The organism is Halogeometricum sp. S1BR25-6, assembly GCF_031624495.1.
GTDB classification, from domain to species: Archaea; Halobacteriota; Halobacteria; order Halobacteriales; family Haloferacaceae; genus Halogeometricum; species Halogeometricum salsisoli.
Map to the genome: position 1 here is coordinate 1,085,141 of NZ_JAMQOP010000001.1, position 21,103 is coordinate 1,106,243.

Here is a 21,103-nt window from a genome sequence, read left to right on the forward strand (position 1 = left end):
GTGTCCGCAGACGCCCCCGCGAACGGCCGCGCGGACCCGGAGGCGGCGCTGGATAGACTCCTCGAACTCGGCGCCGTGACCGAGGACGCCGACGGTACCCTCGCGACGACGGCCGCCTTCGAGAACGACCGGCGCATCTACCGGGACACGTACGATTACATGGGCCGGGAGGGGGTGGCCGACACCGTCGCGGACCTGTTCGGCGTCGACCGAGACGAGGCGCACTCGCTCCTCGACTCCGGCGAGGTAACCACCGAGGACGTGGTGGCCTACCTCGCGGTCCGGTCGTTCGCGGACGAACCGCTCGGCACCGCCGAGCACGCGATGATGGCGGAACTGCTCGTTAGAATCGGTCCGGGCACGCCCGTCCCCGACGTCATCGAGGTGGTCGACGACGCCACCTACGAGGCGTTCCTCGCCGAGCACCCGGACGCGGTGGTGACCGTCTGGAAGCACCACTGCGACCCCTGCGAGGCGATGAAGGGGGACCTCGACGCTATCCTCGACGCCGTGCCGGACGGCGTCGCCGTCGCCGGCGTGGACGGCGCCGAAGCGGACGCGTTCCGCCGCGCGTTCGGCGTCGACGCCGCACCGGCGGTACTGTGCTTCCGCGACGGGGTGCTGGAGGCGCTGGAGACGGGGAGAAAACGACCGGCGGAACTCGCGACGCTGTTCGAGACCGTGTGGACGTCGGCGTAACGGCTCGCGAGCGAAAACTGGCTTTTTCGGGCGTTCAGTCCACGACGCCGGTGACCATCACCGGACGGGCCGCCCCGAGGATGACGGACTGCGTGACGCTGCCGAACAGCGCCTTCCCGGCGGGCGAGCGCTTCCGCCCGCCCACGATGACGAGGTCGGCGTCCACGTCGTCGGCGACGGAGACGATGACGTCGGCGGGGTCGCCGCTGGACTCCTCGACGTCGTACTCGATGCCCGCCGCCTCCAGCGTCTCGGCGGCTTCCCGGACGGAGTGGACCTGCGTCGCCGAGGCACCGCTCGGGTTGTCGACGAAGCTGTGGATGAGCGTCACCCGCTTCTCGCTCGACTCGCCCGGTAGGTTCACCACTTCCTCGACGCACCGACGAGCGTGTTCCTCCTCCTCGTCGACGCCGACTACTACATGATACATACTAACAAATGCCGCGTCGCCGAGCTTAGTCTTTTGGGGGACTGCGGCGGTGTTCGACGCTCGTACCCGGTGTAGCGGCGCTCCCATCGCCGGTGCCGTGACTCCCGTCGGTACCGTGCGGGGTCGGACTACACGACCCTCGTTGGTACCGTGCGCGAGGTCGGACTACACGACCCTCGTCGGTACCGTGTGCGGGGTCGGACTACACCGCCCCGTCGTCGAGGTTCCGGGAGACGTAGACGACGAGTGCTAGCGGGATTCCCAACACCAACGCGATGGTCAGCGCTCCGTAGGCGGCGAAGCCGAACGGCGTCGGCGGGAAGGGAACGAGAAACAGGAATAGGGGGGCGCTCAGTCCGTCGACGAAGACGCCGACGAGGAGGCCGGCCGCACCGGCGACGGTGACGAGGGTAGCGTAGAGGATGCCGACCATCCGCGGGCCGCGGAGTCCCGGTTCGGCGCTCGCGTCGGCGTCCCCGTCTGCGTGGTCGCTCACGTTCGGGTTCGGGCGGCCGGTCGGTTAGCCGTTCCGCTCTCTACCCGCGTTCGGTCGAGACGCCGTCCCCGGAACGCGAGCATGAGGCCACCGACGACTCTTTGAGCGTGCGACTGCAATCGACGCCTATGTCCGACAGAGACCTACTCGGCCTCCTGCTCGCCGCCGTGGCGGTGCTGATGTCGCTCACGGGCGTCCTCCTCGTCATCTGACCGGCGCCCCGCGAAAAACACTCCTTCCCGTCCAGCGACCGCGCTCGCCGCTCGTGGTGGCCCGACCCGTCCGCATTCGGTTTCGTTCGCCTGCCGCCGACTCCCCCTGTCGCCGTCGCTGGTAACGTCGCGTCGAAGAGAAAATCCCGGAAAAGTCGGAGACGACCGAACCGAAGTCGTCGTTCAGTTCGCGTCGTCGTCCGTCTCGTCCGCGTCGGCCGCCCGTCCGCCGTCGGTGAGCGCCTCTTCTTCCTCTTCGCCGCCGTCGGCGACGGCGGTTTTGAGCTTCCGGTCGTACCAGTTCCATTCGGCCGTGTAGAGGTTGTCTTCCTTGAGGTTCCACGGGTCGCCGTCGTCGACCGTGGGGCCTTCGAGCCACGACTGGACGAAGTTCCAGACGAAGATTATCTGGCCGACCAGGAGGATGAGCGCACCGAGCGTCGCCACCTGGTGGAGCGTGGCGAACTGGGGCAGGTACGTCGCGTACCGCCGAGGCATGCCGCCGTAGCCCATCAGGATCATGGCGAAGAACGTGACGTTCGTCCCGACCATCGAGAGCCAGAAGTGCGCCTTCCCGAGGGTGCGCTGGTACATCCGGCCCGTGTAGAGCGGGAACCAGTAGTACAGCCCTGCGAACCCGGCGAAGGCGATGGCGCCCATGACGATGTAGTGGAAGTGCCCCACGACGTAGTAGGTGTCGTGCAGCACCAGATCGACGGGGACGGACGCGAGGAACACGCCCGTGACGCCGCCGATGATGAAGTTCGAGACGAACCCGATGCAGTACAGCATCGGCGTCGTCAGCCGAATCCGCCCGTTCCACATCGTGGTTATCCAGTTGAACGTCTTGACGGCGCTCGGTATCGCGATTGCCAACGAGACGGCCATGAACGAGGCGCGGAGGCGCGGGTCGATGCCCGTCGAGAACATGTGGTGGGCCCACACGCCGAACGAGAGCACGCCGATCGCGAGCGTGGAGTAGACGACGAACTTGAACCCGAACAGCCGCCGTCCCGAGAACCGCGGGAGGACGTAGCTGACGATGCCCATCGGCGGCAGCACGAGGATGTACACTTCGGGGTGGCCGAAGAACCAGAACAGATGCTGCCAGAGGATCGGGTCGCCGCCGTTGATGAAGAACGCCGTTCCGAAGTTGCGGTCGAGCAGCAGCATGATGAGCGCGCTCCCGAGGAGGGGGAACGCGAACAGGATGAGCCCCGACTGCGTGAGGATGGTCCACGAGAAGATGTCGAGGTTCGCCCAGGTGACCTCCTCGGCGCGTTCGGTGAAGATGGTCGCGATGAAGTTGATGGCGCCCATCGTCGAGGAGACGCCGGTGAGGTGCAGTCCGAGCAGCATCAGGTCGACGCCGGCGTTTGCCTGATTCCCGTTCCCGACGCCCGCCGATAGCGGGGTGTACATCGTCCACGCGGTCTGTGCGGGGATGACGTCCGGAATCGGGAAGAAGCCCGCCCAGATAAGAAGCGCGCCCGGCGGCAGCAGCCAGAAGGCGATGGCGTTGATGCGCGGGAACGCCATGTCGTCCGCGTCGATGAGAAGCGGGACGAGGTAGTTCGCGAACGCCGCGAGGATGGGCGTCCCGAACAGGAACAGCATCGTGATGCCGTGGCTGGTGAGAAGCGAGTTGTAGTACGTGTTCGAGATGATCGACATAGCGGGGTCGATCAGTTCGACCCGCATCACCACCACCATCAGTCCGCCGACGGCGAACGAGATGAGTCCGAAGGTGCCGTACAGAATCCCGATGTCTTTGTGGTCGACGGTGGTCAGCCACCGGATGACCCCGGATGGCTTCTCTTCGGAGGTGTACCCCTCCTGCCCGTACGCACCGCCACCCCCCGCGAGAGGAGTGTAGGTGCGCCAGTTTTCGACCCGCGCGAGCCACGCGGCGACGGCGACGAGGAAAACCCCCATCAGAACCGTCAGTGCTAGCTGTCCGTTAACCTGCATGGCTGTGACTCAGGAACGGAGGGTAATGAAAGGTTCGGGAACGCTCTGCGGGGTACGAAAATCGAACGCCGGCGGCCGTATGCGCCGCGTCAGTTTTCGGCCGTCTCGTCGTCTGTCTGGGCCACTTCGTCGTCGGTCTGCGCCGCGTCGTCATCGGTCTCCGTCGCTTCGTCGTCGCCGCTCTCCAGTTCCGCGGGGCTGTCGTCGTCGACCGCCGCCTGTTCTGCCTGCGATTCGTACTCGTGGAGTTCGGTCGGTTCGTCGATGGTTGCCTGCCCCTGCAGGAACACGGTCGAGCGCTTCTCGTCGCCCGCAATCGCCTTCCCGGACAGGTACGTCAGGGCCGCGAGCGCCACGAACGGGACGAGCAGGAGTCCGTACTGCACCGCCATCGCGAGGAGGTCCCCTCGGCCGAACAGGGGGAAGACCGCGAACGCGGCGATGAAGAAGGCGATGATGAACAGCGGGATCATGTTGACAGTGAGATCGAGGAGCGTCTCCCTGTCGAATATCTCGTTCGCCATGGTCGCCAGTTTCGGGGCGGAATCAAATAGGTTGTTGGTTCGTCCGTCCGGCGCGCTCAGAACGACGGCTCTTCGCGCGGGCCGAATAGGTGGCCGGCAGCGGCCGCCAACAGCAGGATGACGGCGGCGGCGATGACCGCGTACCCCCGCGTCTGGAGGTTCACGGCGGTGAACACGAACGCGACGCCGAGGGCGAGGAAGATGCCGCCGAGCACGGCGAGCGGTCCCCACGGCGTCTCCGAGTAGCCGGACTCTCTGGTCATCCCGGCGACGCTCCCCGAGAACAGGAGGAGGCCGCCGACGGCGACGGGAAAGAGGTCGAACAGGATTCCGATCTCTGAGACGGGGATGCCGAGCGCGACGAATATCGGCCACGGGCTTGCCATCCGGTACTGGTCGGAGAGTCCCGGCGTATCGTCCATACGAACCGTTGGTGGTCCGTCGTACAAAGCGCTTCGGAAGGATTCGGGCGTCCTCCGGCAGGGCGGGAGCGTGGAGTGTGAAGCGACGCGGGAACGGAGCGGTCGAAACGGTCAGGGGACGGTGACGCCGTGCCGGGTGAGAAAGTCGCTGACCGCCTTTATCTCGACCGGGCTGCCGATTATTTTACAGATGCCGTCGTTCGGAAACACGGTGACGGTGAACTCCCGTTCCAACTCCTCGCGGACGTCTTTCAGCGACGCGCACGGGACGACGATTTGGGTGCTGTCCCGGAGGTTGGACGGGTCGGGCATTCCTCACTGCGTTCTCTCACGAGTTCGATTGATAACGGTATCGAAGTGCTTGTGACGGGACAGATCGCGCGTCGTCGGTCGGAAGGAACAACTTTTTCGACGTACGTGGCCGAAGCTAAGGCGATGGGACTGGAGGAGGAGATCGACGACCTCCGAGAGGAGATAGCCAACACGCCGTACAACAAGTCGACCGAGTCGCACATCGGTCGGTTGAAGGCGAAGCTCTCGGAGAAAAAGGAGAAACTGGAGAATCAATCCTCCAGCGGTGGCGGCCACGGCTACGCCGTCGAGAAGACGGGCGACGTGACCGTGGCCCTCGTCGGATTCCCCAGCGTCGGCAAGTCGACGCTCATCAACGCCCTCACGAACGCCGACAGCGAGGTCGGCGAGTACGAGTTCACGACGCTGAACGTCAATCCCGGCATGCTCCACTACAACGGGGCGAACATCCAGATTCTCGACGTGCCGGGGCTCATCGAGGGGGCCGCGAGCGGCCGCGGCGGCGGCAAGGAAGTGCTGTCGGTCGTCCGCACCGCCGACCTCGTGGTGTTCATGGTCTCGGTGTTCGAGATAGAGCGTTACGAGCGCCTGCGCGAGGAACTGTACGAGAACAAGATACGCCTCGACACGACGCCGCCCAGCATCACCATCTCGAAGCGGCACAAGGGCGGACTGCACGTCACGACGACGGACGACGTCTCCCTCGACGAGAACACCATCAAGGAGGTGCTCCGCGAGTACGGCTACGTCAACGCCGACGTGACCATCCGCGGCGACCTGACCATCGACGAACTCATCGACGGCATCATGGACAACCGGGTGTACCTGCCGTCGATGGTCACAGTGAACAAGGCGGACCTCATCGAGAAGGACTACCTCCCGACGGTGAAGGAGAACCTCCGCGAGTTCGACATCGACCCCGACGAGGCCGTCTTCATCAGCGCCGAGACGGAGAAGGGCCTCGAAGGGCTCAAAGAGACGATGTGGGAGCGGCTGGGTCTCATCCGTATCTACATGGACAAACCCGGCCGCGGCATCGACTACGAAGAACCGCTTGTCCTCCAAGAGGGCGAGAACACCGTCGACGACGCCCTGCACAACCTCGGCGGCACCCTCGACGAGCGGTTCCGATTCGCCCGCGTCACCGGCCCGAGCGCCAAGCACGACGAGCAGCAGGTCGGCCGCGACCACGAACTCGCCGACGAGGACGTGCTCCGAATCGTCTCGCGGAAGTAACCCGGTCGTGTCCCACCCCTCCGACGGACCCGTCCGGTCGATTCCGGCACTCACCGTCCCCCTCCTCCTCGCGCTTCTCGTCCTTCCGTGGTCCGTGCAGACGTTCATCGGCGGAAATCCGACGCTCGTGTTTCCGTGGGGCCTCCTCAACTTCGACCCGTTCGGCGTGACGACGCTCTCCGACTTCCTGCTCGTCTACACCGCGGGCCTGCCCGACTACATCTACGCGTGGCCGCTCTCGGTGATGTTCTACCTCTTCGCGCTCGGATTCGCCGCCGTCAGTCCGGTTCTCGGCTACGAGGACGGACGGCTCGTCGCCGGTCTGCTGGCCGCCGCGAGCGTGGCACAACTCTCCCTCGCGCGGGGATTCTCGGTGCAACCGGGTCGGACGGCGTGGCCGGTCGGGACGGCGCTTCTCCTCCTCGTCGCCGCGTACGTCTACCTCGGCGGGTCGAGCGACGCAGGTGCCGAAGGCTAGTCGAATCAGTCGTTCGACGCCACTCCGGGACGGTACTTCTGGCTCACGGACTTCCACTTGCCCGTGGAGAAGCGGTAGTAGTTGATGACCCCCGGGATGGTCGTCTCCGCGAGGAAGGCGAGATACAGCAGTTCGATCTGGTTCGTCCGCGCGGCGAGGTACGCCAGCGGGATCGAGCAGCCGAACATCCCGAGCAGTTGGCTGAGGAAGGGAACGCGCGTGTCGCCGCTGGCGTCCAGCGGCCCAGCCGACGCCCCGGAGACGCCCTGCATGAGCACCGCGGCGCAGGCGGCGTAGACGAACGACACCGCGATGGGGACCGCCGGCGACGACGGACTCTCGGCGAACAGGCGGACGATGGGTTCGGCGAACGCGGCGATCAGCGCGGCCGAGACGACGTACGTCGCCACGGCGTGGAGGACGATTTCGCGGCCGTACGCCTCCGCCGTCTCCTCGTCGTTCCGCCCGAGCGACTGGCCGACGAGGCTCGAGGAGGCGAGTCCGAAGCCCCATCCGGGCGTGTTCATGATGCCCCAGATGCGCCGCGCGATGACGAACGCGGCCGTCACGTTCGGCCCGAGGGCGCTCACGAAGAAGAGCATCGGGAACTCGGCGACGGTCCAGACGAGCGAGCGACCGAAGACGGGCAGGCCGATGGAGACGATGTCGCGCATCGCCTCGACGGCGGCGTAGGAGCCGAACGGGTCGATCTGTACGGGGAACGCGCCGACGCCCGGAAGGCCGCCGCGCGCGAGTCCGAGGGCGAACGCGCTCGTGACGACGACGTTCGAGAGCACGGTGCCGACGGCCGCCCCCTCGACGCCCAGTCCGAGACCGAAGATGAGCCCGGCGTTGACGACGACGTTGACGGCCGCGCCGCCGGCGCGGAGTACCATGGCGATGTAGGCGTCGTCGGCGCCGACGAGCGTGCGACTCCCGACGAGATTCAGTCCGGCGAACGGCACGCCCAACCCGACTATCTTGAGGTAGTGCGCGCCGAGGGCTATCGACTCGGGGTCGTTCGTCAGCGCCGAGATGAGCGGCTCGGAGAAGAGCCAGAAGACCGCCGTGACCGGCAGCGTCGCGAGGACGGTCAGGACGGCGCTCGACCGGACGGCGACCCCGAGGCCGTCGGAGCGACCGGCGCCGTAGCGCTGGGAAACGAGCGCCAGCGTTCCGGCGGCGACCCCGCCGCCGAGGGCGAACGCGAGACCCCAGTAGGGACCCGCGAATCCGACGCCGTTGATTGCGGCGACGCCGACGGCGCTGCCGACCATCGCCACGTCGACGGCGTTCTTCGACATGCGGGCGATGCCGGTGACGACGCGGGGCCACGCGAGTTCGGCCGTTCTGACCGCTCTGTCGCGGTCGACCAGACCGAAGTGGGCGAGGAGGAGACCGACCGAGAGGATGCATCGTCTGACTGGGTTGGGGACTCTTGACACGTGGGCGGAGACACCTATTTCGATTCGATACTACCCCTTCCGAGTCGACCGTCTTGTGCGTGTCGGAACGCCGCGTTCCCGGGGGACCACCGGGGGTGGGGTGCCTTCCGCGTTCGGTACGCTTTTCGACGCCCCGACCCATCGCTCGCACATGTCCGGAGTACTCGACCACGTGATGATGCGCGTCGAAGACCTCGAGGAGTCGCTGGAGTGGTACACCACCCACCTCGACTACGAGGAGAAGGGCCGCTGGGAGGCGGACAGTTTCACCAACGTCTTCCTCGGTCCGGAGGACGCCGGCGAGGACGACGCGCTACTCGAGCTGACGTACAACCACGACGACCGGACGTACGAGATGGGCGACGCGTGGGGGCACATCGCCGTGCGCGTCCCCGAGGACGAACTGCAGTCCTCGTACGACCAACTGATGGAGGAGGGCGTCGAGGACTACCGCGACCCCGAGTCGAACGACAACCGGTACGCGTTCGTCAAGGACCCCGACGGCCACGAGATAGAGATCGTCAAGCGCGACCACGGCGCGAAGTGGAGCCTCGACCACACGATGATCCGCGTCGAGGACGCCGACGAGGCCCTCGGCTTCTGGACCCGCAAGTTCGACTACGAGCACACGAGTCGCTGGGAGTCCGACTCCTTCGCGAACTACTTCATGACGCCGCAGGACGCCTCCGAGAACGCGATGACCGTCGAACTCACCTACAACTACGGCGGTCAGACGTACGACTTGGGCGACGCGTGGGGCCACCTCGCCGTCCGTACCGACGACCTCGATGAGGCGTGGGCGACCTTGATGGAGCGCGAGGCCGAGGACTACCGCGACCCCGAGTCCTGCGACAACCGCTACGCGTTCACGAAGGACCAGGACGGCCACGAGATCGAAATCGTCACCGACGACTGAAGCCGTCGCGACTCCGCTTTTCTTCGAGCGACGACGCCCCCAATGCAGTTATCGATAGAGATAACAGAATCGTCTCCGTCAACGACCGATGCGAATCGAGCGAGCGCACCGTTTTCGGCCGTATCAACCCGCCCGACGATTCAGGAAAGAAAGAGCTTTATTAGAACCGATAATCGGTGCAACTACGCTACGGGGCGGTCGAGGTCGTTCGAAAATACCGCTCGTGGGGGGTTGAGAGACGTCTCTACGGGTTCACTCGGTCGTCGCTGCTAGTGCAACATCACAAATGAAATCTACATCAGAACGGCTCCGGGCCGTCACGTTCGCCGTATTAGTGACTCTCTCGACTGTCGCCGGTACCGCCGCCTTCGCGGGAACCGCCGCCGCGGACGCGTCGGACATCGACCTCGGGGCGGGGAACGGGACGCAGGTGACCGTCGAAGCGGGTCCTTCGGTTGTTGCAAGTGCGGTAGTTCAAGACAATAGTTCTGGATCGAACGATAACTACGCAATATGGGTTGACAAAAACGGAGACGAAATCTGGAATGTTGGTGAACCGAACGCAACATACAACCTCGGTTCCAGCGGAAAGTCTGAGATACTTCTTGTCGACTTCAACCTTTCAACCTTGTCTGCTGGTACATACAATGTATCTGCTGTAGAAACAGCAGACCCCATTGTAGAAGGCCTTTCTGCCGACAAAACCGTCGAGAATCAACTGAAGGTCGTTCCGAGCGCCGCACCGGAACTCCGGTCGGCGGTGCGCTACGACAACGGCACCGACGCCGAAGTGGAACTCGCCTTCGACGAGAATGTCTCCGCCGTCCGGATGCTGAACGTTTCGGCGGCCGACGGCGACGCGAACCTCACGGAGTCCGTCGACGTCTCACGAGGGCGCGTCGTCGCGACGCTGAACGGCACCGCCACGGACGAGTTGACGGTCACGTACGAGGTCGTCGACGCCGTCGGCAACGGGCACGCGACCGACCGGACGGCGACGGTCCAGTCCGCCGCCGTCACGACCGGCGCCGGCGACGACGACACCGTCTACGAGGGGTCGACGCTGGCCGTCCTGGCCGACCGACCGAACGCGAGCGTCGACGTCGACGCCGCGGACGACTCGGTCAGTCGGTCCGAATCGACGGGGGCGAACAGCAAGGTGTACCTCCTCGACACCGGGACCCTCGACCGCGGCGCGTACGACGTCGTCTACGGCGGCGACGCGAACCGGAACGCCACGTTTCGCGTCGAGAGCCTCGGCCTCGCGGTCGGCGTGAACGACGCGTCGGTCACGAACGCCGACGGAGCGGTCGTCGCCGGGGGCGTCTCCGCCGACGCGGGCGGGCGGTCCGTCGCGGTCGAACTTCGGGATGTCGACGGGAACACAGTTGCGACCGACACCGCCGTCCTCGACGGTCGCGGGGAGTACGACTACTCATTCGACGCGTCCGGTCTCGCGGCGGGCGATTACGCCGTCGTCGCGGTCGATAGCCTGTCGGGCGCTGAAGGTCGGTCCGACCCGGTGACCGTCTCCGACCCGCCGAGCGACGACGGCGGCGATTCCGAGTACGGCGACTACCGCGACCCAACACCGACTCCGACCGAGACGGCGACGGCGACAGCGTCGCCGGTGTCGACGTCGACACTCGCACCGATATCCACCGAACGGTCGACCGCCGATGCGGGTCCGAACGTCGGGTCGTCGGACGGACGGGCCTCGGCGGACGCAGCACCCGCCGAGGACTCCGAGGAGAATACGGCGGCCGGCGAGGCGCCCGACGCTGCGGGACCGACGCTGATCGAGACGGCAGACGCCGCCGCGGACGCGACGCCCCCCGCGACGGCGTCCGTCGCCTCGACCGAGTCCGCGTCCGAGACGAGGACCGGCACCGAGGTACCCGGATTCGGTACGGGGACCGCCGTCACGGCGTTGTTGCTCGGCGCGGTGCTCGCGGTTCTGACAACACGCCGCGGCCGGTAGCGAACCGGTCGAGTTGCCGGAGCGGTACGGCCGCGTCCGGGCGGTCCGACGCTTCGACCTGACGGACGCACGGAACGACAAGGGATTTAGTCCGGTACGCCCATCTATCGTCTATGCCCGGACTGCTGTCTGACCTCCTCGCGTGGGCGTCGATCCTCACGTTCGTCGCCGGCGCCCTCCTGTACCGCCGGAACGACCGCGCGGCGCGGTACGTATCCGCCGCCGCGTGGGGCCTCTTCGCCGTCTTCTGGCTCCAGTTGGTTCCGCACTTCGCCTTCGTGCACAAGAGCTACATCGAGGGGTTCCTCTCCCTGGTCGCCGTTCCGGCGTGTCTCTACACCGGCTATCTTCTCTACTCGGGGCGCGACAGCCTGTTCGTCCTCTCGAAGGCCGTCGCGGCCATGGGGGTCATCTACCTCCCGTTCGAGACGATTCCCGCGTTCACCCTGCTCGGACTGTCCGTTCCGGCCCCGCAGGGCGTCCTCATGGAGACCGTCGCCGCCCAGACCGGATTCCTCGTGAACGCCCTCGGCTACCACCCCGAGATGACGACCGGCGACCTCGGCTACCACAACATGTTCGTGTTCATGGAGGGCACGCACCGCATCACCGTCTCGGTCGTCCTCGCCTGTACGGGACTGGGGAGCATCGCCATCTTCGGCGGTCTCATCGCCGCCGTCGACGCTCCGCTCCGCCGGAAAGCCCGCGCGCTCGCCATCGCCGTTCCCATCATCTACGCGCTGAACCTCGCGCGCACGACGTTCATCACCATCGTCTTCGGCGAGCAGTACATGCACTTCTTCGTCGACGAGATACTCCTGCTGTTCGGGTCGAGCGACCCGTACATGGTGTCCTTTTTCATCTCCGACCGCATCATCAGTCAGTTCCTCGCCGTCGTCGCGCTGGTCGGCATCACCTACCTCGTCGTCCGCGAGGTGCCGGAACTACTGACGATCATCGAGGACGTGCTCTACTTGGTCACCGGCGACGAGTACGACCTCCGCGAGGCGCTGGACCTCGAAGAACCCCGAAGCCGCGGCGGGAGCGTCTGACGCGCTCTTTCTCTTCGAGTCGCCTCGCTACACCTCGTTCTCCTCGACGACGTCGTCCGGCGCGCCGCCGAGCGCTCTGAGCGCGTCGGCTTCGACGTGGTGGACGTCGCCCGGAATCACGAGCATGTGTAGCGGGTCGCCGAACTCCCGGTCGGCGAGGACGGACAGGCGGTCGGCGGCGACGACGGGTGACTCACTGCCCGCCCGCGCGACGACGACGCCCAGCACGTCCTTCCACCCGTCGGCGAGCACCCCGGCAGCGTAGTCGCCGGTCATGTACTCGTCGCGGTCGGCCTTTATGTCGAGGTAGACCAACGTGTGCAGGCCGCGTTCGCGGTTCGCCTCGATGGACTCGGCGACGCTCTTCGGCACGCCGTCGGCGCCGTGAGCGTACGGGAACGGCAGCGTCACCGCTTTCCCGAAGCGGTAGTTCTGCAGTCCGGTCAGACCGCCGGCGGCCGACTGCGCGGTCACGCCGTGAATCAGGCGCGTCTCGATACCGCGTTCCACGGCGCGGAGGCGAAGGTCCACGTGCGTCGTCGATATCATCGTGTCGCCGGCGGTGAGGAAGGCGGTGTTCCCCTCCTCGGCGGCGTCGAGGATATCCTCGGGATGCTGCTCGACGCCCGCACGGTCCCGCACCTCGATGTCGATGCCGTGGGCGGCTTCGAGGTCATCGACCGTCGCGCCGACGAGGTGGCTGGTGTAGAACTCCGCGAACGCTCGGTCCGCCTCGGCGAGGGCCTCGCGCCCCTCGACGGTTATCGACCGCTCGTCGTACAAACCGAGTCCGATGAAGGTGAGCATGCCACCTCTCGGCCGGCCCGCCCGATAAGTGCCGCGTCCTGCCGCGGCGGGTGATGCGTGGGGCGCGGGCGTCGACCCTGCACGTTTTCGACCGACCGAAGCGCTTACCATGTAAGACAGTTACTACCACACGCGGTCGCAAGAGTTACGCGTCGAGGACGACGGACCCACGATGGGATGTGATGACACAGATGTCTGGAGAGACTTCACGCGCCGGTACGGCGGAACGCCCGCTCGGGGACCCCTCCCGAGAGAACGTCATATACGAGATTATCACCCTCGTCGCCGAGGTGAAGGAGGGTGACCCCCTGTCGCTTCGACCCGTCTCGGAGGTGGTAGACCCCGAATCCATCGAGACGCTCCTCACGGGGTCGAAAACGGACGTCGATATCGCCTTCCCGTACGAGGGCGGGTACGTGCGGGTGGACGAGTCGAGGGTCTGGTTCGAGTACGACTACGATTTGCCGTGAGAACCCGTCGCTCTGCTCTTCGTCGTAATTCGCGGGAGAAGTAAGCCGGTGGAGAGGATTGTGAACTACGGTCGCTCACTGCGTTCGCTCTCTAGTTCAAATCCCTCCAGTCGCGTACACACCCGCTCACGAGTCCGAGCACACGCTACGCGGTGCTCGTGAAGGTGATTCGCGGGAGAGGTAAGCCGGTGGAGGGATTTTCACCTCGGCCACGCCGTCGGTCGGTTTCCTCCCTCCGTCGTATGGTCTCAAGGCGGGACCCGCCAGCAGACGCATACCGCGCCAGACCATGCAAGAGAAAAACATCCCTCCGCATGATGGAGTACAGCGGTACCTGAACGACCGGAAACCCGAGCTCTCACAGAAGAGTCTCTACAACTACCGAATCTCCGTGAACCAGTTCGCAGACTGGTGCACCGACCAGAACATCCGTTACCTGCGAGAACTCGACGGCGACCTCATCGCCCAGTTCAAAGACTACCGACTCGAACAGGTAGCAACGATAACCGCACGCAACGATATGCGGGTCATCAAGAACTTTATCGAGTTCTGTGAGTCTATCCACGCCGTCTTCAGTGGCCTTGCCGAGCTCGTCCGTATTCCGAAGACGACCGAGCAGGACGAGATATGTGACGACTTCCTCACGAAAGAAGAGGCCGACGCGATACTCGAATTCCTCGGAAAGCACCAGTACGCCAGTCACCGCCACGTTATCCTGCTCCTCCTTTGGAAGACGGGAGCTCGAATCAGTGGGCTTCGTACTCTCGACGTAGACGACATAGACTCAACCGGTCCTACCGTACAGATTCGACACCGACCAGATACCGGTACGCCTCTGAAGAACGACGAGAGGGGAGAGCGGAACGTGTTCGTGACGGAGGAAACGATGGAGGTGATACAGGACTTCATCGAACACCAGCGCCCGAACACGACGGACGAATACGACAGGAAGCCTCTCATTGCGACGAGACACGGTCGGGCGGCACACACGACGATACAACGGCACGTCTACTCTGCGACCCGTCCCTGCAACTACAACGGCGGGAACTGCCCGTGGGACAAGAGACCGGAGACGTGCGAAGCAAACACTTGGGATGGAGCGTCGAAGTGTGAAGGTTCAGTAAGTCCTCATGCGCTACGGAGAGGATACGTGACCGCGGCACGTAACGCTGGTCAGCCTAAGGACGTGACCGGGGAGAGAGTCAACATGAGCGGCCGTGTCCTCGACAAGCACTACGACAAAGGCAACCACCAAGAGAAAGCTAATCGCCGCCAAGACCACCTGAGGGACATATGAACGACCAATACGGTCCACTTCAGAAAAGGGGCGGGGAGGGCCGATGAGCGACAGAGAACCCATTGATGACGAGCTAATGGGATTCCAGCGTATAGACCCCAAAGAGGTAGAGGTCGGCATGGAGGTGAAAGTTCTCTATGATTCTACATTTGGGGGTCAAGTGTACCGAGAGGGTACAGTAACCGAGTTTGAATCAATGGACACTGACTTTGGAAAGCACGTCCGAATCGAGATGCGGCACTCCGAACATCGCGCCACCATCATCGGTGGGTCCATCAGGGAACACGGGGGGCGGACGACCGAAACATACCGAGTCAGCTCAGAATCGTCTGTACGAACGACAGGTGTCGGAGAACTCCTTGCGATGTACGGGGACCCAGAATCCATCTGAGGTGTCATCAGGGCGAAAATAGATTTTCTGGTACTACCCTCTATTACTGCCATTCATTCCTCAATGGGGCCTGTTTGCGCTAAACGAGACGGAATACGCAAGCAGAGATGTACGTGGTTGAGAGGCCTGATGTGCTCTTCGGGAACAGGTTCACCTTTGAGGGCGAGTGCTTCCGTGAGACACTATCCGACTTCCTTAGGACCATGAGAGAAGGGAAGAAGGGGGAAGATGAGGGGAAAGGAAGGAGGAGGAAACGAGGGGGGACTTAGGGGGGAGTAATGGTAGGTAGTAGGAAAGGGGTTCCAGATAGGGGAAGTAGGGAAGAGAGCTCTATACTGCGAGAAGGCGTTCTCTCTAAGAGACAGAAGAGATAGTAAGAGATGACGGTAAGAGGTAGTAAGAGATAGAAGAGAGGACTGTTGAGAGATACAGTTCGGAGAACTGCTAACAGCGAGAACGAGAGTACCAAAGGTACCGTTCAGAGATTGTAAGAGGTCTGAATGAGTAATAGGAAGGACTGACGGTCTGAGCGGTATTGACACCGAGCTCGCTACCCAAAACCCTCGTAACGACCAAGTCGTAGTAATAGTCGGCTATCTCGAATGTGTTCTGTACCAGAGAGTCTGCAACAGAAACCTCTCAGAGCTCGCCACGTTCGCTCTGTTGCGTTTCATTTGCTTCTGTGAGGTTTAACTCATGTTGGACAAGAAACGCAACTGGAAGCAATCTGGGGCGTCTCAGACGGACCAGCGTTCGGTATCTCGGTTTCCTTTGTTCCGGTCTTGGTCCGCAGACTCCTGTCAGAGTACAAGGGAAGTCCATAAGAATCGCTCTGGAAACCTGTTCAGTCGGCGCTTCTCGCTGTTATGGGATTCGTGCCAGATACTACTGATAGAACAGGCCTATACGATTACATAGTTAAGGAATATGAGGATGGATGGGTGGTTGTTGAGACCGATATATGGTACACAGGGATGAGAAACAGAGTGAGATTAATCACTGCTCTCTTACGAGGTATCTTATCTGCGAGAAGGGGTTGACCGAAGAGCCAAAGAAGAGAGTGAAGAGAATGGTGGGGAATCGCTTCTCGCAGTTACAAGGTTCTCGTTACTGTCTCTGCTTACGAAGGAATACGGAATCGTCTATCGGAACTCCTTACCATATCTAATATACGGTGGTTTATATACCCCCCATCTCATCATCGTAAGAGTCTACAAGGTCAGGTTCTCTGTCGTCGAAAGGCCGCGTTATCAAATGATTACGGCGTTCAATATCTGATTGGAACCGCCCGAAGTACTTCGCGAATTTCTCGTCACTAATGTCGTATGTCTCTAATGCTTCCCTGAACCATCGGTTCATCTCAGACGAGTTTGGGTGGCATTCAAGTCCACTTTTCCATCCTACATACGCACACGCCACGAGTGCAACAGCCACCATGCCTCTGCCCTTAGAGCCACGGACTTCGTAGCGCCTGTAGTCCAATTGATTGAATAGTTGCTTCGCCCATTTCTTCTGTCCGTCGCTTAGTATGACGCGGCTGGCAACATTATCGAACAATAAGACGTTCGGCTGTTGTCGCGCCCATTCTCTATCCGCCCAAGTATCGTGCCGGTCAGTCGGGTCACGAGTATGGGTCCCTTTGTGATAGTTCAGCAATAGGGCGCAGAGGTCTCGGTGATTGTCTTTACCATCGTATCTCCACGCAAACGGCACATCTTTTACGTCGAAAGTAGTTCGGTACGGCGGTTCGTATCCGAGATATGAGATTGGTTGACTCATGTTATTCTTGGGAGGTGAGAAAACCCGTAGAAGACTCTCAGGAATCTAAGTCCGGTGAGAGCCGATTACTGCTCCCCCCTTTTACTAACAACGTGAGACGTATAAATAGTTGTCTGGGGAGAATGTACTTCATTGCCGAACTTGCGACGGACGAGTTCTCGCTGTATTCGGACTCCGTGCAGACCATGATAGCCAAAAGCCAATCCGAGCTAAATTCCATATTTGCAGAACGCTTTAGTATCCTGTCGTTGTATTCACAGGTGTCTCCCAACAGAAAATAAAGAGGAGACAGCCAACAAATGACAGTCACATACTGTCCAATCATCCGAAACGGACCGAACGAGAAGGAAGTAATCCAGAGCTTCGGCGGCTTCTCGCACTTCGAAGATACAAAGTTTGAGCGACCGCTTCATCCGATAGTTGAAGTCCAGTCAGTAGACGACCTCCAAGCACTCCCACTGTATGAGGACGCAGGAGAGAGAGTCTACATCGACCTTCCCGTGGCCCATACCGAAAGAGCGACAAAGCTCACAGAAGGGGTCACTGCGACTCTGAACAAACACGGAAGCCGTGAGGAGTTCTTCCGAGAACACTCAGACCAGATTGGGTTCCCATTAATCTCCAGCCTTCTGGAAGCTCGACAGGCCCCTGTAGAGTACGGAGTTCATCTCTCAGTTCATCGAGCCTTGGAAGACAAGTTCGATAGGATAGGTCACCGGCTTATGATTCGGTCTCTGAAGCCGGGACTGACTGACAAGCAGAAAGAAGCACTTCGTGAGTTAGCAGAAGTCACTCGTCCGGACGAGGATGTGATGATGTTCGATATTGTGGACAGCGAACGGGGTGAAGAGAGGCGAGCTGAGAAGGACATACGGTTCCTCTCGAACTTGTTTGACGGATACGAGACAGGGGTCCTCAATGCATTTGACCCGATGAACGGTCAGACGAAGAATCGAAGTCCCGACTTAGCCGACCGCTACAACTGCGACTTTTTCGGAGACTACGCCATTGACCAACGCTTCCCGCCGAAGATGGGTGGTCGTCCGAAGTCCGTGAAGCTACGTCACTACCATCCAGAACAGCGTGACGTAGCGGTATTTCCGGGGAAAGACTACGCTGTCGCAGGAAGGGACCTTCTGGGATGGGACGAGTGGGACAGAGACCACTGCAACCACTGTCGGCAAATCTCTTCACTCATACAGCAGGGTAAGGGGAACGACTTCAACCGCTGGAAGCAAGCTCGGATGGGTCACTACATTCATTCTGTGGTCCACGGAGACGCCTAAGAATGGATTTGAGGTCAGCGGTGATGACCCTCCTTCTCGCGCCATTCGGAGCAGTGCTATTCGGTGCTTGCTGGAGAATCGTTGATACGGTATTTCGGGCGACTCGACCAGAGACAACAGGGCATTGGGGTCAACTTGCAGACCAGCTGTACGCCTCATCAAATTTCGCTTTCAACCTGCTCAGTCTGGCCTCTGACATAGAACTACTGATTGCAATGACCGTTGTTCTCGGTGGATTATGGGCCGTTTTTAGTGGTCTTGATTCGAGTGGCTTCTAACGAACTCCATATAGCCTCTATTTTCTAAAAATTCTGCGAGCTACTTACACATTTTCTGACTCTGCGCGAAGCTGTGGTGTCACAACCGTACCCCATAAGGCCGACACTGGTGACAGAGTCGGACAGTATACTCTTGATAAAGTGTATCATACAGGAACCAACGACAATGTTGACTGACGACAGTATCCCGCGAGGGGAACCGTATCTGACGAACAGGGAAGGAGCGTTAGAGAACATAGACAGGGTGATGAGCAACCTAGAGGCAGAGGCGAAGTTGATGAGCGACACTATTGGCCGCTTTGAGGGGAATGTGAGATACGAAGTTAGAAGGACCAAGACTTCCTGATTCTGCTGTCATTCCTCTTCACAGGATAGGTGATTCTGCTCTCTGTCTCCTTTTGACGGCGTAGGCTCAGAAAGCAGACAACGATGGAAAGAACCACCCACATACCCTGAAATACAGAAAAGTCTAAATATACCCATGTGTATCTCAATCAATATGTCCGAACGAGCGGTGTCAACAACTCCTCAGGAAAGTTCGTTCCTCGCAGAAGGAGAAAGAATGGAATTGAATTGGATGGGTACACTCAGACAAGGTGAAGATGAATATCCAGCGGAATTCGTAGCTACCATAATAGACTAATCTTCTCATTTGGAGGAGGCCATTTCAAAGATATTGGCCTAAAGCATGTAGAATCGGTGGAAGTAGGAACAGATGTTCAAGAGGAAACCAAAGGGACGGACCCAGACATGGTTATAGCCATAGGAATAACATTTAGCATAGTGGGTATCGGTGGGGCAGCCATGGGTGGATTTAGTGCTGTTGCAATACTTTTTGGTCTCCTGTCGTTGGGAATTGGAAGCTATACCTGTCACTACGGGAAGTCGAATTACAAAGAACTCAAAGACAGTTATGAGGTTACCGAACATCTAGTTTATCACATTCTGATGAGAACGACGGCAACAAGTCCGTTTTCTATGCCGATATACATCGAAACGAAAGAAAACATTGGACCAGACCTCAGTAGGTTAGTTCAAGAAACTAATTGAACTAGTTTCTTCCTTGCCAAATTAGGACTATCCCGTCCAGCCCTTACTTGGACTTATGCTTTCAGCCAGTTTCTGACAGAGTAAGAACGGTCAATTGGTCACGTTCTCGCGGTATCCGGACTCCACACGGATGACTCAATAAGAACCCACGGAATCTCGGTGTGGCGACTACTCAACTACGAGTTTCAGTTCGATAAATATATTTCCATCTTGTTGGGAATTCGCTTCCTATCGCCGTTTTCTACAACTTCGTTCCGACTGGTCCGAAGGTGGTAGCAGTGTGAATACTGATGAAAGACCTTACCGGACTACCCTTTGCGTTTGGAAGTACTGGGAGAACTATCGACTTATTCTTTCAGCCGCTCCAATAGCCTCCCTTCGGAGACGTTCACTGAGTTCCTCCCATGTCGCTGCGTCAGGGTACAGCCACCTGAGAAGGTTCAGGTGACACCTCCGACAGATGTTAAGATGAAGGTCCCATGAGTGCGTCTCACTGGGGTCATGTTCCGGAGGTCTGTCGAGAACATCTATCATGTGGTACCCATCTTCGGCGGCAAGGGGTACTCCACAGCGGGGACAACTGGCAAGCTGGTGATTGACTTTTGTAGACATTAGTGATGTGGTATGAATATTCTATGCAGAGACGATTCAGTCCATGATTTTCGTATAACTACTACTGATTTTGTAAGTCCAGTAAACAGCATGTTCAAATGAACTTAGGGTGGGATAGCTACCTTCAGCAGTAGCGTGAAGGCTAACCTCTTTCCCAGATGGTATACATCCTATATCTTCGGCTTCTTGTTCGCTCACAATTCGCATTACGGTCGGCTCTGGCGGTTCAGTGATGTTCATAGTATTTCCTTTCGGGGAGGATGAGTGAGAGGAGTACCTAAAGCAAGTACTTGGATAAGTTTGCACTCTTACGCTTAATTCAGCAGTAGAACACTTGGGGTGTTGTTCCCCCCTTTTACCAACAACGTCAAGAGTATAAATAGTTATCTAAGATGAATGTACTGCATCGACGAACTTGCGGCGGACGAGTTCTCGCAGAATTCGCTCTCTCAAATTTCTCATAAGGGCGATTCTTGGAGAAAATCCTGCGAATGATTTACTCGTTTTCTGATTCTGCGCGAAGCTGTGGTGTCGCAACCGGCCCTTGTGAAGACGACACTCAGACAGAATAGAATACATACTCTTGACAGAGTGTGCCACATACTCTTCAGAGGGCTATGACGGCAGACGACACCACACCGGAAGGCGAGCTGTCTTCCACGAACATCAAGAACTCCTTAGACAGTTTGAACGAGACCATGCGTACCGTCGAAGCAGAGGTTGAGGGTTTGAATTACCGGTTGGATAGTCTGGAGCGGTCGCTTGAATACAAGATTGATGACTCGACACGCCAGCTTGACCGGCAGGTAAAGAGTTCAACGAAGGATGTTGAGCGCGAGCTTGATAGCGAGTTATGGAGTCTTGATATGAAGGTCGAGACAGGTATAATGTTGCTCGGAGCGTTCCTTCTTATCGCAACACTCCTGCTTGCAAACCTCATTTTCGCCGTTCACTGATGA

At 60.3% G+C, this 21,103-nt stretch carries 22 protein-coding genes; 13 read left to right on the forward strand and 9 right to left on the reverse strand.

Annotation, left to right across the window (positions count from 1 at the left end; all coding sequences use genetic code 11):
* The gene (locus NDI76_RS05655; protein WP_310923032.1) at positions 1-699 is read left to right on the forward strand and encodes a thioredoxin family protein; all 699 of its coding nucleotides are present in this window, start codon (positions 1-3) and stop codon (positions 697-699) included.
* A gap of 34 nt (positions 700-733) precedes the next feature.
* On the opposite strand, the gene NDI76_RS05660 is transcribed toward NDI76_RS05655, so the two are convergent.
* From NDI76_RS05660 to NDI76_RS05685, 6 genes are all read right to left on the reverse strand, one after another.
* Positions 734-1,129 carry a universal stress protein gene (locus NDI76_RS05660; RefSeq protein WP_310923033.1) on the reverse strand — a complete coding sequence of 132 codons (396 nt, stop codon included), beginning with the start codon at positions 1,127-1,129 and terminating at the stop codon, positions 734-736.
* Positions 1,130-1,331: 202 nt separating this feature from the next.
* Complete coding sequence (locus NDI76_RS05665; RefSeq protein ID WP_425498330.1) at positions 1,332-1,625, reverse strand: DUF7520 family protein; 294 nt, start codon at positions 1,623-1,625, stop codon at positions 1,332-1,334.
* Positions 1,626-2,020: 395 nt separating this feature from the next.
* Positions 2,021-3,772 (reverse strand): cytochrome c oxidase subunit I, encoded by a 1,752-nt coding sequence (gene ctaD / locus NDI76_RS05670; protein WP_310923874.1) that lies wholly within the window; start codon positions 3,770-3,772, stop codon positions 2,021-2,023.
* Between the two features lie 125 nt (positions 3,773-3,897).
* Positions 3,898-4,332, reverse strand: a complete 435-nt coding sequence (locus NDI76_RS05675) for a DUF6684 family protein (protein WP_310923034.1) — start codon at positions 4,330-4,332, stop codon at positions 3,898-3,900.
* A gap of 56 nt (positions 4,333-4,388) precedes the next feature.
* On the reverse strand, positions 4,389-4,754 hold the full coding sequence (locus NDI76_RS05680) for a DUF7541 family protein (RefSeq protein ID WP_310923035.1): 366 nt from the start codon (positions 4,752-4,754) through the stop codon (positions 4,389-4,391).
* A gap of 111 nt (positions 4,755-4,865) precedes the next feature.
* A complete protein-coding gene (locus NDI76_RS05685; protein WP_310923036.1) occupies positions 4,866-5,066 on the reverse strand; it encodes a VNG_1110C family protein in 201 nt (66 codons plus the stop codon).
* A gap of 123 nt (positions 5,067-5,189) precedes the next feature.
* Between NDI76_RS05685 and NDI76_RS05690 the strand changes: the two genes are divergently transcribed.
* Together NDI76_RS05690 and NDI76_RS05695 are read left to right on the forward strand one after the other, a co-directional pair.
* Positions 5,190-6,302, forward strand: a complete 1,113-nt coding sequence (locus NDI76_RS05690) for an OBG GTPase family GTP-binding protein (RefSeq protein ID WP_310923037.1) — start codon at positions 5,190-5,192, stop codon at positions 6,300-6,302.
* A gap of 7 nt (positions 6,303-6,309) precedes the next feature.
* Positions 6,310-6,780: a TIGR04206 family protein gene (locus tag NDI76_RS05695; RefSeq protein WP_310923038.1), complete on the forward strand. Its 471-nt coding sequence runs from the start codon at positions 6,310-6,312 to the stop codon at positions 6,778-6,780.
* 5 nt (positions 6,781-6,785) lie between these two features.
* Here NDI76_RS05695 and NDI76_RS05700 read toward each other — a convergent pair whose 3' ends face one another.
* Positions 6,786-8,225, reverse strand: a complete 1,440-nt coding sequence (locus tag NDI76_RS05700; RefSeq protein WP_310923039.1) for an MATE family efflux transporter — start codon at positions 8,223-8,225, stop codon at positions 6,786-6,788.
* Positions 8,226-8,376: 151 nt separating this feature from the next.
* On the opposite strand from NDI76_RS05700, the gene NDI76_RS05705 reads away from it, so the two are divergent.
* The 3 genes from NDI76_RS05705 (at position 8,377) to artA (ending at position 12,174) form a co-directional block, all read left to right on the forward strand.
* Positions 8,377-9,141 (forward strand): VOC family protein, encoded by a 765-nt coding sequence (locus tag NDI76_RS05705; protein ID WP_310923040.1) that lies wholly within the window; start codon positions 8,377-8,379, stop codon positions 9,139-9,141.
* A 760-nt stretch (positions 9,142-9,901) separates the two neighbouring features.
* Positions 9,902-11,122: a hypothetical protein gene (locus NDI76_RS05710; protein WP_310923041.1), complete on the forward strand. Its 1,221-nt coding sequence runs from the start codon at positions 9,902-9,904 to the stop codon at positions 11,120-11,122.
* A gap of 113 nt (positions 11,123-11,235) precedes the next feature.
* Complete coding sequence (artA, locus tag NDI76_RS05715; RefSeq protein ID WP_310923042.1) at positions 11,236-12,174, forward strand: archaeosortase A; 939 nt, start codon at positions 11,236-11,238, stop codon at positions 12,172-12,174.
* 27 nt (positions 12,175-12,201) lie between these two features.
* On the opposite strand, the gene dph5 is transcribed toward artA, so the two are convergent.
* Positions 12,202-12,981: a diphthine synthase gene (gene dph5 / locus NDI76_RS05720; protein ID WP_310923043.1), complete on the reverse strand. Its 780-nt coding sequence runs from the start codon at positions 12,979-12,981 to the stop codon at positions 12,202-12,204.
* A 191-nt stretch (positions 12,982-13,172) separates the two neighbouring features.
* Here dph5 and NDI76_RS05725 point away from each other — a divergent pair, with 191 nt between their 5' ends.
* The 4 genes from NDI76_RS05725 (at position 13,173) to NDI76_RS05740 (ending at position 15,408) form a co-directional block, all read left to right on the forward strand.
* Positions 13,173-13,451 (forward strand): HalOD1 output domain-containing protein, encoded by a 279-nt coding sequence (locus tag NDI76_RS05725; RefSeq protein ID WP_310923044.1) that lies wholly within the window; start codon positions 13,173-13,175, stop codon positions 13,449-13,451.
* A gap of 289 nt (positions 13,452-13,740) precedes the next feature.
* The gene (locus NDI76_RS05730; RefSeq protein WP_310923045.1) at positions 13,741-14,748 is read left to right on the forward strand and encodes a tyrosine-type recombinase/integrase; all 1,008 of its coding nucleotides are present in this window, start codon (positions 13,741-13,743) and stop codon (positions 14,746-14,748) included.
* Positions 14,749-14,791: 43 nt separating this feature from the next.
* Positions 14,792-15,139 (forward strand): hypothetical protein, encoded by a 348-nt coding sequence (locus tag NDI76_RS05735; RefSeq protein WP_310923046.1) that lies wholly within the window; start codon positions 14,792-14,794, stop codon positions 15,137-15,139.
* A gap of 107 nt (positions 15,140-15,246) precedes the next feature.
* On the forward strand, positions 15,247-15,408 hold the full coding sequence (locus tag NDI76_RS05740; RefSeq protein WP_310923047.1) for a hypothetical protein: 162 nt from the start codon (positions 15,247-15,249) through the stop codon (positions 15,406-15,408).
* A 910-nt stretch (positions 15,409-16,318) separates the two neighbouring features.
* Here NDI76_RS05740 and NDI76_RS05745 read toward each other — a convergent pair.
* The gene (locus tag NDI76_RS05745) at positions 16,319-16,918 is read right to left on the reverse strand and encodes a hypothetical protein (protein ID WP_310923048.1); all 600 of its coding nucleotides are present in this window, start codon (positions 16,916-16,918) and stop codon (positions 16,319-16,321) included.
* 299 nt (positions 16,919-17,217) lie between these two features.
* On the opposite strand from NDI76_RS05745, the gene NDI76_RS05750 reads away from it, so the two are divergent.
* The 3 genes from NDI76_RS05750 (at position 17,218) to NDI76_RS05760 (ending at position 21,100) form a co-directional block, all read left to right on the forward strand.
* Entirely contained in the window at positions 17,218-18,204 is a 987-nt protein-coding gene (locus tag NDI76_RS05750; RefSeq protein ID WP_310923049.1) for a hypothetical protein, read from the forward strand.
* 977 nt (positions 18,205-19,181) lie between these two features.
* On the forward strand, positions 19,182-19,532 hold the full coding sequence (locus tag NDI76_RS05755; protein WP_310923050.1) for a hypothetical protein: 351 nt from the start codon (positions 19,182-19,184) through the stop codon (positions 19,530-19,532).
* 1,229 nt (positions 19,533-20,761) lie between these two features.
* A complete protein-coding gene (locus NDI76_RS05760) occupies positions 20,762-21,100 on the forward strand; it encodes a hypothetical protein (protein ID WP_310923051.1) in 339 nt (112 codons plus the stop codon).
* The last annotated feature ends 3 nt before the right edge of the window (positions 21,101-21,103 follow it).